Below are 13,171 nucleotides of genomic sequence, written 5' to 3' on the forward strand. Positions count from 1 at the left end.
GCCGCGGCCGGCAACGCCACACTGGGCTGATTACGCCGCAGGCGGCGTGCCGACCGTTTCCGGAAGTGGCTGCACGCCGTCCGCCTCAGTCCTCGAGCGGAAGCTCCGGGTGCAGGCGCCGCCACAGTTCGGGCATCGCCTCGGCAGCGCCCAGGCGCAGGCGGTGCGTGACGATTTCGCTGACTTCGGTGTCGCCGGGATTGATCTCGACGCTGGGCACGCCGACTTCCCTCGCCCACCATACCGGCCCCGCGATGTAGGGGAACACGCTGGTCGTACCGATCGAGACGACCAGGTCGAGGCCGTGCGCGATCAGGGTCTCGAGCCGGTTGAGCCCCGCTTCGGGCAGCATCTCGCCGAACAGCACGACGTCGGGCCGCAGCACGCCGCCACACTTCGGGCACGCCGGCGGCAGCTGCAGGCCGGCGTAATCCTTGACGCTGCGCTGGTGGCTGCAGTCCATGCAGCGCAGATGATGCACGGTACCGTGGATCTCGATCAGGTGGCGCGAGCCGGCGTCGTGGTGCAGGCCGTCGACGTTCTGCGTCAGCACCCACACGCCCGGCTTCTCGTGCTCCAGCGCCGCGATGATGCGGTGCGCGATGTTGGGCTGCGCGCCGCGGCAGTTGGCCTCGATCTGCGCGATGTACTTCCACGAGATGTCGGGCCGGCGCTGCATCATCTCGCCCGACAACGCCTCCTCGATCATCAACCCCTCGTCAGTGAGGCGCTCGTGGTACAGGCCGCCGATGCCGCGATAGGTCGGCAAGCCGGAGTCGGCCGAGATGCCCGCGCCGGTGATGAAGAGGATGCGCCGGGCGTCGCCGATCAGGCGCGCGACGCGGTCCAGGGTCTGGTTGTCGCTCACGCCTTGCCCACCTCGACGAGACAGTCGTAGAAAGTCGGCCCGCCGCCGAGGTCGGTCAGTGCCGGCGAGGTCACGGCGTTGGCGTTCTCGCCGTCGCCCGAGAGCTTGCGCCACCACACCGAGGGGCACACGACGAGCCCCGGCCGCACGCGCTCGGTGACGACCGCCTGCGCATGGAAGGCGCCGCGTTCGTTGAAGATGCGCAGGCGCTCGCCCGCCGCGATGCCGCGCCGTGCGGCGTCGTCCGGGTGGATCTCGAGCTTCGGTCCGCCCTCCTGCTCGCGGAAGCGCGGCAGGTTGGCGAAGCTGGTATTGAGGAAGTTGCGCGCCGGCGGCGAGATCATCGCGAGCGGATAGCGCGCGGCGAGCGCGGGATTGCTGACCGGGGACTCGTGCGGCGGCACCCAGTTCGGCAGCGGGTCGAAGCCGCGCTGCGCGAGCGATTCCGACCAGAACTCGCACTTGCCCGAAGGCGTCGGGAAATTGCCCTGCGCGAAGGGCGCGAACGGGCGCGGCAGGTTGAGGCGCGCCCAGCCGCGCGTGCGCAGCGTCTCCGGGTCGAGGCCCAGTGCGCGGTTGTCGCGCCGTCGGAAGGCCTGCGCGGCGATCTCGTCGTCGGACTCGGACAGCGCCGCGTCGGTGAAGCCGAGGCGCGCGGCGAGGAGCCGGAACACCTCGCTGTTGGGCTTCGCCTCGCCGAGCGGCGCGATCGCCGGCTCGTTCGTCAGCGCGTAGAGGTGGCCGTAGGCCTTGTGCACATCGCGGTGCTCGAGCTGGCTGGTCGCGGGCAGCAGGATGTCGGCGTAGTCCGCGGTATCGGTCTGGAAGAGCTCATGCACGACGCAGAAGAGATCCTCGCGCATGAAGCCTTCGCGCACGCGCGTGCCGTTCGGGGCGACGGCGACCGGGTTGGAGTTGTACACATACAGCGCGCGGATCGGCGGGTCGTCCGCGGTGAGGAGCGCCTCGCCGATCGTCGCCATGTTGATCGTCCGGGTCGCCCGCGCATGGTGAGCCGTATACAGCTCGGGGCGCTCGAGCGCCTGCTGGTCGACCGGGAAGTTGCCCGAGGTCGACAGCAGCGCACCGCCCGCGGGATGGCGCCACGCGCCGGTGAGCGCCGGCAGGCAGGCGATGTTGCGCATCACGGCCGCGCCGCCGGCGCAGCGGTTAAGCCCGTAGTTGAGGCGGATCGCCGCGGGTGTGGTGCCGCCGTATTCGCGCGCGAGGTCGCGGATCGCGTCGGCCGGCAGGCCCGTCAGCGGCGCCGCCCACTCGGGCGTGCAAGGTTTCACACGCTCGGCGAGCGCGTCGAAGCCGAACGTATGGGCGTCGATGTAGTCGCGGTCGATGAGGCCGTCCGCGATCAGCACCTGCATCATCGCGAGCGCGAGCGCGCCGTCGGTGCCGGGCCAGGGGGCGAGGTGCAGGTCGCACTTCTCGGCCGTCTGCGAGCGCCACGGGTCGATGCACACGAGCTTGGCGCCGCGCCGTTTCGCTTCGAGGATGTAGCGCCAGCCATGCAGGTTGGAGACGATCGGGTTGCCACCCCAGATCAGGATCAGCTTCGCATCGACGATCGCTTCGGGATCCATGCCCACCGAAGCGCCCATCGTCGCCTTCCAGCCCGCCGCGCCGGCCGATGCGCAGATCGTGCGATCGAGCAGCGATGCGCCGAGGCGGTGAAAAAAGCGGCGGTCCATGCTTTCGCCCTGCACCAAGCCCATCGTGCCGGCGTAGCTGTAGGGCAGGATCGCGCGCGGATCGTCGGCGGCGATCGCGGCGAATTTTTCGGCGATGGTGTCGAGCGCCTCGTCCCACGAGATGCGCACGAAGCGCCCCTCGCCCTTGCGGCCGATGCGCTTCATCGGGTGCAGCAGGCGCTGGTCGGAATAGACGCGTTCGAGGTAGTGCGCGACCTTGGTGCACAGCGCGCCGTTCGTGAAGGGCAGATCGTCGGCACCGCGGATCTTCACCGCGCGACCATCCTCGACGGTGACCTCCATCGCACAGGTGTCGGGACAGTCGTGTGGACAGGCGGCGCGGACGACTTTGCTGGCGGCAATGCTCATGACCACTCCTGAATCTCGCCGGGCAGTGCGGCGCGCACCGGCCTGCAGCCAGCGGGCGGGAATCCCGGCGTTTCGCCCGCCGCCGGCCAATGTGGGCCGGCCCGTCTCATGTTCAGCGCTGCTTCGCGGCGGCGCTGCTCAGTTCCACGTAGCGGGCGCGGTCGGCCTCGAAGCGCGTGCGCGTCGCCGCGAGGTCGCTCGACTTCTCCTCGATGAGCCTGCCCTGCGCCGCCAGCTCGCTGTCGATCGAGCGCAGGTTGGCGGCGAGGTCGCGCGGCAGGTCGCGCCCCTTGTGGAACTCGGCTTCCTTTTCGAAGCGCTGGCGTTTCGTGCGCAGCTCCTTGTCGCGCTTGCGCGCCTCGTCGATGCTGCGCTCGATGTCGCCGATCTCGCGGTCGCGGCGACGGTCGAGATCCTCGACGCTCGCGTAGGTCTCGAGCAGGGCCTGGTCGAAGCGGCGCTGCTTGGCCTGGCGCGTCTCGTCATCCTTCTTCTGCTGTTCCGCCGCCCTGCGACGGGCGATTTCGTCGGCACTCAGGGGTGCGGAGACCTCGCGTTTGATCGTGCCCTGCGGGCCGATCTCGCGATATGCACGCCCGTAACAGGCCTGCGGGAGCACGTCGCCGCACTGGCGCCGGCCGTCCCCATCCTCGCAGCAATACACCTTCGCGCCGGCGGTGTTCGCCAGCGTCAGGCCCAGCAGGAGCGCCGCCAGGAGCTCAGGACTGCGTCGCGATGCCATAGGTGTTCCGGTAGGCCTGCACGGCCTCGAGGTTGGCGGCCAACTCCGGGCTGTCGCCCAGAAAGCCGATCAGGTCTTCGAGCGTCGCGACGGCGACGACGGGGATGCCGAAGCTCTCGCGCACTTCCTGCACTGCCGATTTCTCGCCCTTCCCGCGCTCCATGCGGTCGAGCGCGATCACCACGCCCGCCGCTTCGGCGCCGGCGCCGCGGATGATGTCGACCGATTCGCGCACCGAGGTGCCCGCCGAGATCACGTCGTCGAGAATCAGCACGCGGCCCTTGAGCGGTGCACCGACCAAGGTGCCGCCTTCGCCGTGGTCCTTGGCCTCCTTGCGGTTGAAGGCGAAGGGCAGGTTCACGCCCTGCTCGGCCAAGCGGATCGCCACACCGGCGACCAGCGGGATGCCCTTGTAGGCCGGCCCGAAGAGCATGTCGCAGGGCACGCCCGCGGCGACGATCGCGCGCGCGTAGAAGCCGCACAGTTCGCGGAACGAGCTGCCGTCGTCGAACAGCCCGGCGTTGAAGAAGTACGGCGAATTGCGCCCCGCCTTGGTCACGAAGGACCCGAAGCGCAGCACGCCCTTGTCGCAGGCCAACGTGATGAAATCCCGGCTAAAATCCACGCTCTTGCTTCCAGTTCTGGGTTATCCGGCCGAATGTTACGCGTCATCACTCTCAACCTCAACGGCATCCGCTCGGCCACCACCAAGGGCTTTCTCGACTGGCTCGGCGCGCAGGATGCGGACGTCGTCTGCCTGCAGGAACTGAAGGCGCACGCGGGCGACCTGAGCGACGCGATGCGTGCGCCCGGAGGCTACACGGGCTACTTCCATCACGCCGAGAAGAAGGGCTACAGCGGCGTCGGCCTGTACGCGCGGCGCACGCCGGACCGCGTCGTCGAGGGACTCGGCATCGCCGACATCGACGCCGAGGGGCGCTTCCTGCAGCTCGACTTCGGGCAGCTGTCCGTCGTGTCGCTGTACCTGCCCTCCGGATCGAGCTCCGAGGAGCGCCAGCAGATCAAGTTCGGCTTCATGGAGCGCTTCCTGCCGCACATGGAAAACTTGCGCGCGAGCGGGCGCGAGGTCGTGATCTGCGGCGACTGGAACATCGCGCACAAGGAGATCGACCTCAGGAACTGGAAGTCGAACCAGAAGAACTCCGGCTTCCTGCCCGAGGAGCGCGCGTGGATGACGCGCGTGCTCGAAGGGCAAGGCTGGGTCGACGTCTACCGCCGCCTGCATCCGGACACCACCGACGCCTGCTACACGTGGTGGTCGAACCGCGGCCAGGCGTGGGCGAAGAACGTGGGCTGGCGCCTCGACTACCAGCTCGCGACGCCGGGCATCGCCGCGACGGCGCGCACGGCGCAGGTCTATAAGGACCAGCGCTTCTCCGACCACGCACCGCTGACGATCGACTACGACTGGTCCGAGTGAAGCCCGCGCGGCTCAGTGCGCGTGGCCGGCGGCTTCGCGCAGCACCTCGCGCAGGTCGCCGAACTTGCGCCGGTAGCGCGCCGGCGTGAGCTTCACCTCGCGCTTGAACAGGCGCGAGAAGAAGCTCGCGTCCTCGTAGCCGAGCTCCTCCGCAATCGCCTCGATCGGCAGGCGAGTCGCCTCCAGCATCTGCTTGGCCTCCTCGATGCGCACCGCGTGTACGTAGGCGAGCGGCGACATGCCCGTGACCTGGCGGAAGCGGCGCACGAAGGCGCGTTCGGACAGGCCCGTGAGCTCGGCCATCGCGGCGACCGGCGCCGCTTCCGCATAATGCGTCGCGGCCCACACCTGGGCGCGCGCGATCAGCGCGTCGTCGGTCTGCCGGCTCGCCGAGAGGCGCGCGAAGGGCTGCTGGCCGGCGTGATGCCAGTCGATGAGATTCACGCGCGCGAGCTGCATCGCCGCCTCGACGCCCGCGAAGCGCGCGATCAGGTACAGCGCGAGGTCCTGCCAGGTCGTGCCCCCACCCGCCATCACCAGCCGCTGGCCATCGCCGGCGACGACCAGCGAGCGCTGGCACTGCACGCGCACTTCCGGGAAGCGTTCGGCGAGCGCGCCGCAGAAGGCCCAGTGCGTCGTCGCCGGCTCGCCGTCGAGCAGCCCCGCCTGCGCCATCAGCAGCGCCCCGGAACACGCCGACGCGATGACCGCGCCGCCCGCGTAGGCGCCGCGCAGCCACGCGCACTCGGCGTCGAAGCGGCCCCCCAGCGGCTCGGACGGCACGACCGTGAGTTCGGGAATGCATATGAGGTCCGGCTCGGGCACCGCGTCCAGGCGGCAATCGGGACATACGCGCACGCCGTTCGCGACCGTCAGCGGTGCGCCGTCCGCCGACACGACGACCGAGGCCATCAGCGAGGGCCCGGGCATGCCGTGCTCGATCAGGCCCCAGTCGCGCCCGGCCGCATGGAAGAAGTCGTGCATGCCGTACATCACCGAGGCGCTCGTCTCGGCGAAGGCGAGGATGGCGACCCGGGGCGGGCCGCCGGCGGAGCGGGCGGAATGCATGGCGCGATCGTCCTGTTCGTGACCGTTTTCACCTTAGTCCACGCAATCGCTCCGCCATAGGATGCATTCCAGACACCGCCGCCGCGACGGCGCAAGGTGCACCACCCCAACGGAGAGACACGATGAACACGACCGACCTTGCCGGCAATCCCCTCAGCCACGCCGACGACGCAGCCCTCGCGCACTACGCCCGCGCACTGCGGCAATTCCACTGCTACTGCGGCGACCCGGTCGCGACGACGGACGCCGCGACGGCGATCCAACCGGACTTCGTGATGGGCCACTTGCTGCATGCGTGGCTGCACCTGCTCGGCACCGAACCGGACGGCGTCGCCGTCGCCCGCGCGGACGCGGCGAAGGCGGCCGCCTGCGCACCGAACCGGCGCGAACAGGCGCACCTCGACGCGATCGCACATTTCGCCGGCGGGCGCTGTGAAGCGGCGGGACGCGTGCTCGAGGACCTGGCGATCGAGTGGCCGCGCGACGTCCTCGCGCTGCAGGCGGGACACCTCGTCGATTTCTACCGCGGCGACGCGCGCCTGCTGCGCGACCGCATCGCCCGCGCGCTGCCCGCGTGGGACGCGTCCATGCCCGGCTACCACGCCCTGCTCGGCATGCACGCCTTCGGCTGCGAGGAAACGGGCGACTACCGCCGCGCGGAAGCGCAAGGACAGCGCGCGTTGGAGCTCGAACCGGCCGATTCCTGGGCGCACCACGCGGTCGCCCACGTGCTCGAGATGGAGGGACGCACCAGCGACGGCATCGCCTGGATGCGCGAACGCCAGCCGCACTGGGCGGAGGACAACTTCTTCGCAGTGCATAACTGGTGGCACCTCGCCCTCTTCCACCTCGACCGCGACGAGATCGACGAGGCGCTCGCGCTCTTCGACGGCCCGATCCACGGACCACGCTCCGTGCTGATGCTGGACCTCGCGGACGCCTCGGCGATGTTGTGCCGGCTGCAGTTCGCCGGCATCGACGTTGCCGCGCGCTGGAAGAGCGTCGCCGACTGCTGGCGCGCGTCGGCACGGCCGGGGCTGTATTCCTTCAACGACCTGCACGCGATGATGGCGTGGCTCGGCGCGAGCCAGGACGCTTACGCAGGCGACTGGATGGCCGCGCAGCGCAATCTCGACGCGACAGAGATCGGCGACCACGCCGCCATCGGGACCGCGGTCGGCGAGCCGCTGCTGCGCGCCTTCGGCGACCTCGCCGCCGGACGGTACGACAACGCAACCGACACGCTGCGCGCCGTCCGCCCGATCGCCCACCGCTTCGGCGGCAGCAACGCGCAGCGCGACCTCATCGACCTCGCGTTGATCGAGGCGGCGCTGCGCGGCGGACAGGTGCCGCTCGCACGCGCGCTGATCCACGAGCGTCTCGCGCGCAAGCCCGACAGCGCGATCAACCGCCGGCTCGTTGCGCGCCTGCCCCACTGATCCGCGCTGCACGCACGCGCCGCCCCGGGAAAGGGGGCGGCGCGTGCGTGCGTCGTCGTGCCGCCGAGGCATCCCGTCACAAGCGATAAGCCTTTAGCATTTGCCTTCGCGCGGGAATCGGGCTAGCCTGACTTTGCCTCGTGCGCTCGCGCGCACGTCAATGTTGCCAGCACAGAGGGGGTACGAAAAATGTCCAACAATGCCGATGTTTCCCGCGACAAACTCGTTTCGGACTTCAAGGTCGTGATCAGCGACGCCGAGGAGCTTCTGAAGCTGACCGCCGGGCAGGCCGGCGACAAGCTGAGCGAAGTGCGCAGCCGCCTCAGCGACCGCATGGCGACCGCGAAAGACCGCATGTCCGACATGGAAGCGGTCGCCGTGGAGCAAGCGAAGAAGGTCGCCCATGCGACCGACGACTACGTGCACAAGAATCCGTGGCAGGCGGTCGGGATCGCCGCCGGCGTGGCCTTCCTGCTGGGCCTGCTGTCGGGTCGTCGCTGACCCCGTGGCCGAGGAGCACAAGCGGCGCCTCGCGGGCAGCCTGCGCGGCTTCCTGGACGCCGGCCTCGCGACCGCGCAGACGCGGCTGGAGCTGCTCGCCGTCGAGGCGCAGGAAGAGAAGCTGCGCCTCACCGGGCTGCTCTTCAACACCTTGTTGAGCGCGGTGTTTCTCGGCTTCGGCGTCGTGTTCCTGGTGGTGTTCCTGACGGTGCTGTTCTGGGACGACCACCGCCTGCTGGCGCTGGGGCTGGGAACCATCGTGCTGCTCGCGGCAGGCCTCCTGACGGCGCGCAATGCGGCGCGTGAAGTGAAGCGCGGCAGCCGCCTGTTCGCGGCGAGCCTGGGCGAACTCGCGCGCGACCGCGAAGCGCTGCGGCCACGCGAATGAATCCGCGGCTGCTCGAACTGGCGCTGCGCAGGCAGCGACTGCAGTTCGCCGCGGAGCGCCAACGCGAGGTCATCGTTGCCGGCCTCGCGCGCGTCGAATCGGTGCTCGACGTCGTCGACCGCGCCCGCGACCATGTGCGCGGGCTGCGCGACTATGTGCCACTGCTTTCCGCGCTGGCCCTCGCCGTCGTTGTCATCCGGCCGCGCGGGGCGCTACGCGCGGCGCGCCGCGCCTGGTTCGGCTGGCTGCTCTACCGCCGGCTCGGGCGCAGCCTCGATTCCCTGATCGGCTACCTGCGGCGCGTCGCTAGCTGACGCGCCTCTTCGGCAGCACGAAGTTCAGCAGCACCGCCGCGACCCCGCACAGGCTCACGCCCTGCAGCGCGACGCCGTCGAGGTTGAGCGCGAGCCCGCCGATGCCGAACACCAACACCGAGGACACGATCACGAGGTTGCGCGGCTCCTCGAGGTCGACGCGCGCGGCGATCAGCGTCTTCAGGCCGATGCTCGCGACCGAGCCGAACAGCAGCATCATGATGCCGCCCATCACCGGCACCGGGATCGACTGCAGGATCGCGTTGAACTTGCCGAAGAAGGCCATCACGATCGCGAGCACGGCGGCCCAGGTCATGATTGCGGGGTTGAAGTTGCGCGTGAGCGTCACGGCACCGGTCACTTCCGAGTAGGTCGTCACCGGGGGTCCGCCGATCAGGCCGGCAAACGCCACCGCCAGGCCGTCGCCGGCGAGCGTACGGTGCAGGCCGGGGCTCTCGGTGTAGTCCTTGCCGGTGACACCGCCGATCGCGACGATGTCGCCGACGTGTTCGATCGCCGGCGCGAGCGCGACCGGCAGCAGGAACAGGATCGCCGCCCACTCGAAGCGCGGCGCGGCGAGTTGCGGCAGCGCGAGCCACGGCGCGGCGGCGATCTTGCCGAAATCGACCAGCCCGATCGTCGCGGAGAGCATGTAGCCGACCAGTACGCCGGCGAGGATGGGCACGAGCTTGAGGAAGCCGCGCGCGTAGGTCGCCACGACGACCGTCGTGCCGAACGACGCCGCCGCGATGAGCATCGAGGTGGTGTAGGGCACCAGCTCGACCTTGCCGTCGCCGCTGCGGCCCATGGCCATATTGACGGCCACCGCCGCGAGCGACAGGCCAATGATCATGATGATCGGGCCGATCACGACCGGCGGCATGTACTTGTGCACGATGTCCGCACCGTGACGCCACACCAGGCCCGCGAAGACGAAATACACGAGGCTCACGCAGATCATGCCGCCCATTGTCGCGGCCGGACCCCAGGTCTGCATGCTGAAGATGACGGGCGCGATGAAGGCGAAGCTGGAGCCGAGGAAGATCGGCACCTGGCGGCCGGTGACGAGTTGGAACAGCAGCGTGCCCACACCGGCGCCGAGCAGCGCCATGCTGGGGTTGAGGCCGGTGAGCAGCGGCACCAGCACCAGCGCGCCGAAGGCGACGAAGAGAATCTGGGCGCCGGAAATCGCCTGCCGCCACAGCGGCTCGGCGCCCTCGATCGGGAGTTCGCGCATGGAGGGTCTCAGTTGTTGTGCTTGGTGCCGAAGATCTTGTCGCCGGCGTCGCCGAGGCCCGGGATGATGTAGCCGTGCTCGTTGAGGTGGCTGTCGATGCTCGCGGTGAAAATCTTCACGTCGGGATGCTTCTCGTCCATCAGGCGGATGCCCTCGGGCGCAGCGACCAGCACCAGCGCGCGGATCTGCCGGCAGCCGGCGCGCTTGAGCATGTCGACGGTCGCCACCATCGAGCCGCCGGTCGCGAGCATCGGGTCGATGATCAGCGCCATGCGCTCGGCGAGGTTGCCGACGAACTTCTCGACGTAGGGCGCGGGCATCAGCGTCTCCTCGTTGCGCGCGATGCCGACGACGCTGACCTTGGCGCTCGGGATCATGTCGAGCACGCCGTCGAGCATACCCAGCCCGGCGCGCAGGATGGGCACGACGGTGACCTTCTTGCCCTTGATGCGCTCGACTTCGACCGGGCCGGCCCAGCCGTCTATCGTCACCGTTTCGAGCGCGAAGTCCTGGCAGGCCTCGTAGGCCAGCAGGCGGGCGAGTTCGGCGGTGAGTTCGCGGAATTTCTTGGTGCTGATGTCGGCCTCGCGCATCAGTCCGATCTTGTGGCGGACGAGCGGGTGGTTGATCTGTTTCACGGACATGGAGGGTGGCTCCCGGCAGCGGTGTGGAATCGCGCGCCAGTCTAACGCAAGGGCGCGGCGCAAAGCCCTCCGGTAGAATCGGGTCTTTCCACAATATCCGCTGGAGGGAGCGCGATGGCCGTCGATCTGGACGAAATCATCCGCGTGCGCGAGGAAGCCGACTGCCTCGCCGATGGCGCGACCGTGAACGCCGCGCTGGATCGCATGGCGGCGGAGATCACCGCGCAGATGCGCAACAAGAACCCGCTGGTGTACGTCGTGATGAATGGCGGCATGATCCTCGCGGGCCAGATCCTGCCGCGCCTGCCCTTCCCGCTGGAACTGGCCTATCTGCACGCGACGCGCTACGGCCATGCGCTGAAGGGCGCGGACCTCGACTGGCGCATGCGGCCGACGCAGGACTTACGCGGGCGCGCGGTGCTGGTGCTCGACGACATCCTCGATGAGGGCCACACGCTGTACTCGATCCTGGAATACCTGAAAGGCGAAGGCGCCGCGGAAGTGCGTTCCGCGGTGCTCACGCACAAGCTGCACGAGCGCAAGGCCTATCCGGGCATGCGCGCGGACTTCACCGGGCTCGACGTCGCCGACCGCTTCCTGTTCGGCTGCGGCATGGACTACAAGGGCTACTGGCGCAACGCGCCGGGCATCTACGCGGTAAAGGGACTGTGAGGACAAGGCAATGCTGATCACCTTCAAGTCGGCCGCGGGCGCCGACGTCATCATGTTCGGCGACATCGCGAAGAAGCTCGTCGCGATCCTCGGCAAGGATCCGCAGGACGGAAAAGGCATCGTCACCGTCGAACAGCTGCCCGACGCGATCGCGCGCCTGCGCGCGGCGATCGACGAGGACAAGGCACGCCAGGCGGGCCACGCGCAGGACGAGGACGAGGACGAACCCGACCCCGAGCGCCACGGCATGGCCGCGCCGGTAAGCCTCGCGCAGCGCGCGTGGCCGCTGCTCGACCTGCTGCAGCTGTCGCAGAAGGAAGGCGTGCCGGTCGTGTGGGGCGTCTGAGCGCCCTGCCCGGCGTGCGCCCGACCGTGCCGTCCCTGCCCGGCGCGCTGCTGTTCGCCATGGTGTTCATCGAGGGCTTCGCGTCGCTCGGCGCGGAGATCATCGCGCTGCGCCGCCTGGTGCCGCATCTGGGCAGCGCGATCACGATCACGGCGCCGACGATCGGCTTCTTCCTGCTCGCGCTGGCGCTCGGCTACCAGTCCGGCGGGCGCGTCGAACGCGATTTCCTCGCGCGCGTGCGGCTCAACTTCGTCGTCGCCGCCGCGCTGATCGGTATCGGGCTGGCCGGCCCGGTCGTCGATGCGCTGTTCGCGCACGTCCGCCCGCCGCTCGTCGCCTACCTCGTCTTCGTCGCCGGCGTGCTCGGCCCGATCGCGTGGCTCCTCGGCCAGACCGTGCCGGTGCTGACCAACCTGCTGCGTCACGAGCGGGCGGGCGCGCGCAGCGGCGCCGCGCTGTACTGGTCGACGCTGGGCTCCTTCCTCGGCTCGCTGTCGCTGTCGCTGGTCGTGATGCAGTGGCTGGGCGTCTCGGCCGCGGTGCTGGTATGCGCGGCGCTGCTGCTCGTGATCGTGCCCTTCCTCGCTGCGCCCGCCGCCCGGCTGTCGCTGCGCACGCTGGCGCAGCCCGCCCTCGTCGCCGCGGCCGCGCTCGCCTGCAACGTGCTGCTGCCGCAGCAGATCGAGACGGCCTACGCGACCTATCGCGTCGATGCGGCCTCGATGCCCGGACGAACCGACGCACGCGTGTTCCGCAACAACAACTCGGCCGCGTCGATGATCGACGCCAGCGAACCGCCGCGCTACACGCGCTACATCGAGCGCCTGCGCGTGATCCTGCTCGACGAGCTGGGCTTGCGCGGACAGCGCGTCCTGGTGCTGGGCGGTGGCGGCTTCACGCTGTCGCACCGCGAACCGCTGAACGACTATCTCTACGTCGACATCGACCCGGCGATCCGCGAAATCGCAGAGCGCGAGTTCCTGCGCGAGCCGATCCGCGGCCGCTTCGTCGCGGCCGACGCGCGCCGCTTCGTCGCCGACACGAGCGAGCGCTTCGACGCGATCGTCGTCGATGTGTACAGCGCGCTCACGAGCATCCCGGCGCATCTGGTGACGCAGGAGTTCTGGGCGGGCACGCGCCGCGCCCTCGCGCCGGACGGCGTGATGCTGGCGAACCTGATCCTCGACCCGCGCCTCGCATCGCCCTACGCACGCAACCTGCTCGCGACGATCCAGTCGGTGTACGGCCAGTGCGCCGTCGAGGTGCTGTTCCGCGACCGGCCGCAAAGCAACGTGCTGGTGCAGTGCTTTGCCGGCGCGGGCGAGCCGGCGCCGGGCGAACCCTACACCGATGAACGCAACCGCGCGGACATCGACCTGCTGCGCGGCGGCTGAGGCGACGACGCGCAGGCGTTCGCCGCGGGTACGGCGAGGGGGCAT

Annotated in this window: 15 protein-coding genes; 8 read left to right on the forward strand and 7 right to left on the reverse strand. The window is 69.6% G+C overall.

Annotated features, from left to right (window positions below; genetic code table 11):
• Positions 1-85 precede the first annotated feature (85 nt).
• The 4 genes from AzCIB_RS21405 to pyrE form a co-directional block, all read right to left on the reverse strand.
• The gene (locus AzCIB_RS21405; RefSeq protein WP_050417753.1) at positions 86-868 is read right to left on the reverse strand and encodes an NAD-dependent deacylase; all 783 of its coding nucleotides are present in this window, start codon (positions 866-868) and stop codon (positions 86-88) included.
• Positions 865-2,940, reverse strand: a complete 2,076-nt coding sequence (locus tag AzCIB_RS21410; RefSeq protein WP_083447087.1) for a molybdopterin-containing oxidoreductase family protein — start codon at positions 2,938-2,940, stop codon at positions 865-867. Before AzCIB_RS21410 ends, AzCIB_RS21405 begins: the two co-directional genes overlap by 4 nt.
• 112 nt (positions 2,941-3,052) lie before the next feature.
• Positions 3,053-3,682 carry a hypothetical protein gene (locus AzCIB_RS21415; protein WP_050417754.1) on the reverse strand — a complete coding sequence of 210 codons (630 nt, stop codon included), beginning with the start codon at positions 3,680-3,682 and terminating at the stop codon, positions 3,053-3,055.
• Positions 3,660-4,307, reverse strand: coding sequence for an orotate phosphoribosyltransferase (pyrE, locus tag AzCIB_RS21420; protein WP_050417755.1), 648 nt, complete (start codon positions 4,305-4,307; stop codon positions 3,660-3,662). Before pyrE ends, AzCIB_RS21415 begins: the two co-directional genes overlap by 23 nt.
• A 33-nt stretch (positions 4,308-4,340) precedes the next feature.
• Between pyrE and AzCIB_RS21425 the strand changes: the two genes are divergently transcribed.
• Positions 4,341-5,123: an exodeoxyribonuclease III gene (locus AzCIB_RS21425; protein WP_050417756.1), complete on the forward strand. Its 783-nt coding sequence runs from the start codon at positions 4,341-4,343 to the stop codon at positions 5,121-5,123.
• Positions 5,124-5,135: 12 nt separating this feature from the next.
• On the opposite strand, the gene AzCIB_RS21430 is transcribed toward AzCIB_RS21425, so the two are convergent.
• On the reverse strand, positions 5,136-6,191 hold the full coding sequence (locus tag AzCIB_RS21430) for a GlxA family transcriptional regulator (RefSeq protein ID WP_050417757.1): 1,056 nt from the start codon (positions 6,189-6,191) through the stop codon (positions 5,136-5,138).
• 122 nt (positions 6,192-6,313) lie between these two features.
• Between AzCIB_RS21430 and AzCIB_RS21435 the strand changes: the two genes are divergently transcribed.
• The 4 genes from AzCIB_RS21435 (at position 6,314) to AzCIB_RS21450 (ending at position 8,833) form a co-directional block, all read left to right on the forward strand.
• Positions 6,314-7,630, forward strand: a complete 1,317-nt coding sequence (locus tag AzCIB_RS21435; protein WP_050417758.1) for a tetratricopeptide repeat protein — start codon at positions 6,314-6,316, stop codon at positions 7,628-7,630.
• 189 nt (positions 7,631-7,819) lie between these two features.
• On the forward strand, positions 7,820-8,131 hold the full coding sequence (locus AzCIB_RS21440; protein WP_050417759.1) for an ElaB/YgaM/YqjD family protein: 312 nt from the start codon (positions 7,820-7,822) through the stop codon (positions 8,129-8,131).
• A gap of 4 nt (positions 8,132-8,135) precedes the next feature.
• Entirely contained in the window at positions 8,136-8,519 is a 384-nt protein-coding gene (locus AzCIB_RS21445; protein ID WP_050417760.1) for a phage holin family protein, read from the forward strand.
• Positions 8,516-8,833 carry a YqjK family protein gene (locus tag AzCIB_RS21450; protein WP_050417761.1) on the forward strand — a complete coding sequence of 106 codons (318 nt, stop codon included), beginning with the start codon at positions 8,516-8,518 and terminating at the stop codon, positions 8,831-8,833. Before AzCIB_RS21445 ends, AzCIB_RS21450 begins: the two co-directional genes overlap by 4 nt.
• Here the strand turns inward: AzCIB_RS21450 and AzCIB_RS21455 are convergent.
• Both AzCIB_RS21455 and upp read right to left on the reverse strand, forming a co-directional pair.
• Positions 8,826-10,070 (reverse strand): uracil-xanthine permease family protein, encoded by a 1,245-nt coding sequence (locus AzCIB_RS21455; RefSeq protein WP_050417762.1) that lies wholly within the window; start codon positions 10,068-10,070, stop codon positions 8,826-8,828. The genes AzCIB_RS21450 and AzCIB_RS21455 overlap by 8 nt on opposite strands.
• Positions 10,071-10,078: 8 nt before the next feature.
• Entirely contained in the window at positions 10,079-10,714 is a 636-nt protein-coding gene (gene upp / locus AzCIB_RS21460) for a uracil phosphoribosyltransferase (protein WP_050417763.1), read from the reverse strand.
• Positions 10,715-10,828: 114 nt separating this feature from the next.
• Between upp and AzCIB_RS21465 the strand changes: the two genes are divergently transcribed.
• Genes AzCIB_RS21465 through AzCIB_RS21475 form a run of 3 tightly spaced genes read left to right on the forward strand, consistent with a single transcriptional unit; the run spans position 10,829 to position 13,126 of the window.
• Positions 10,829-11,386: a hypoxanthine-guanine phosphoribosyltransferase gene (locus tag AzCIB_RS21465; protein ID WP_050417764.1), complete on the forward strand. Its 558-nt coding sequence runs from the start codon at positions 10,829-10,831 to the stop codon at positions 11,384-11,386.
• Between the two features lie 10 nt (positions 11,387-11,396).
• Positions 11,397-11,732 (forward strand): DUF1840 domain-containing protein, encoded by a 336-nt coding sequence (locus tag AzCIB_RS21470; protein WP_050417765.1) that lies wholly within the window; start codon positions 11,397-11,399, stop codon positions 11,730-11,732.
• The gene (locus AzCIB_RS21475) at positions 11,720-13,126 is read left to right on the forward strand and encodes a fused MFS/spermidine synthase (protein ID WP_050417766.1); all 1,407 of its coding nucleotides are present in this window, start codon (positions 11,720-11,722) and stop codon (positions 13,124-13,126) included. Before AzCIB_RS21470 ends, AzCIB_RS21475 begins: the two co-directional genes overlap by 13 nt.
• Positions 13,127-13,171 lie beyond the last annotated feature (45 nt).

Source organism: Azoarcus sp. CIB (assembly GCF_001190925.1).
Lineage (GTDB): Bacteria > Pseudomonadota > Gammaproteobacteria > Burkholderiales > Rhodocyclaceae > Aromatoleum.

Coding starts and splice junctions, on each gene's coding strand:
- AzCIB_RS21430 (WP_050417757.1), bottom strand. CDS start 6,191: ATGCATTCCGCCCGCTCCGCCGGCGGCCCGCCCCGGGTCGCCATCCTC.
- AzCIB_RS21410 (WP_083447087.1), bottom strand. CDS start 2,940: ATGAGCATTGCCGCCAGCAAAGTCGTCCGCGCCGCCTGTCCACACGAC.
- upp (WP_050417763.1), bottom strand. CDS start 10,714: ATGTCCGTGAAACAGATCAACCACCCGCTCGTCCGCCACAAGATCGGA.
- AzCIB_RS21465 (WP_050417764.1), top strand. CDS start 10,829: ATGGCCGTCGATCTGGACGAAATCATCCGCGTGCGCGAGGAAGCCGAC.
- AzCIB_RS21450 (WP_050417761.1), top strand. CDS start 8,516: ATGAATCCGCGGCTGCTCGAACTGGCGCTGCGCAGGCAGCGACTGCAG.
- AzCIB_RS21415 (WP_050417754.1), bottom strand. CDS start 3,682: ATGGCATCGCGACGCAGTCCTGAGCTCCTGGCGGCGCTCCTGCTGGGC.
- AzCIB_RS21470 (WP_050417765.1), top strand. CDS start 11,397: ATGCTGATCACCTTCAAGTCGGCCGCGGGCGCCGACGTCATCATGTTC.
- AzCIB_RS21455 (WP_050417762.1), bottom strand. CDS start 10,070: ATGCGCGAACTCCCGATCGAGGGCGCCGAGCCGCTGTGGCGGCAGGCG.
- AzCIB_RS21440 (WP_050417759.1), top strand. CDS start 7,820: ATGTCCAACAATGCCGATGTTTCCCGCGACAAACTCGTTTCGGACTTC.
- AzCIB_RS21435 (WP_050417758.1), top strand. CDS start 6,314: ATGAACACGACCGACCTTGCCGGCAATCCCCTCAGCCACGCCGACGAC.
- AzCIB_RS21425 (WP_050417756.1), top strand. CDS start 4,341: ATGTTACGCGTCATCACTCTCAACCTCAACGGCATCCGCTCGGCCACC.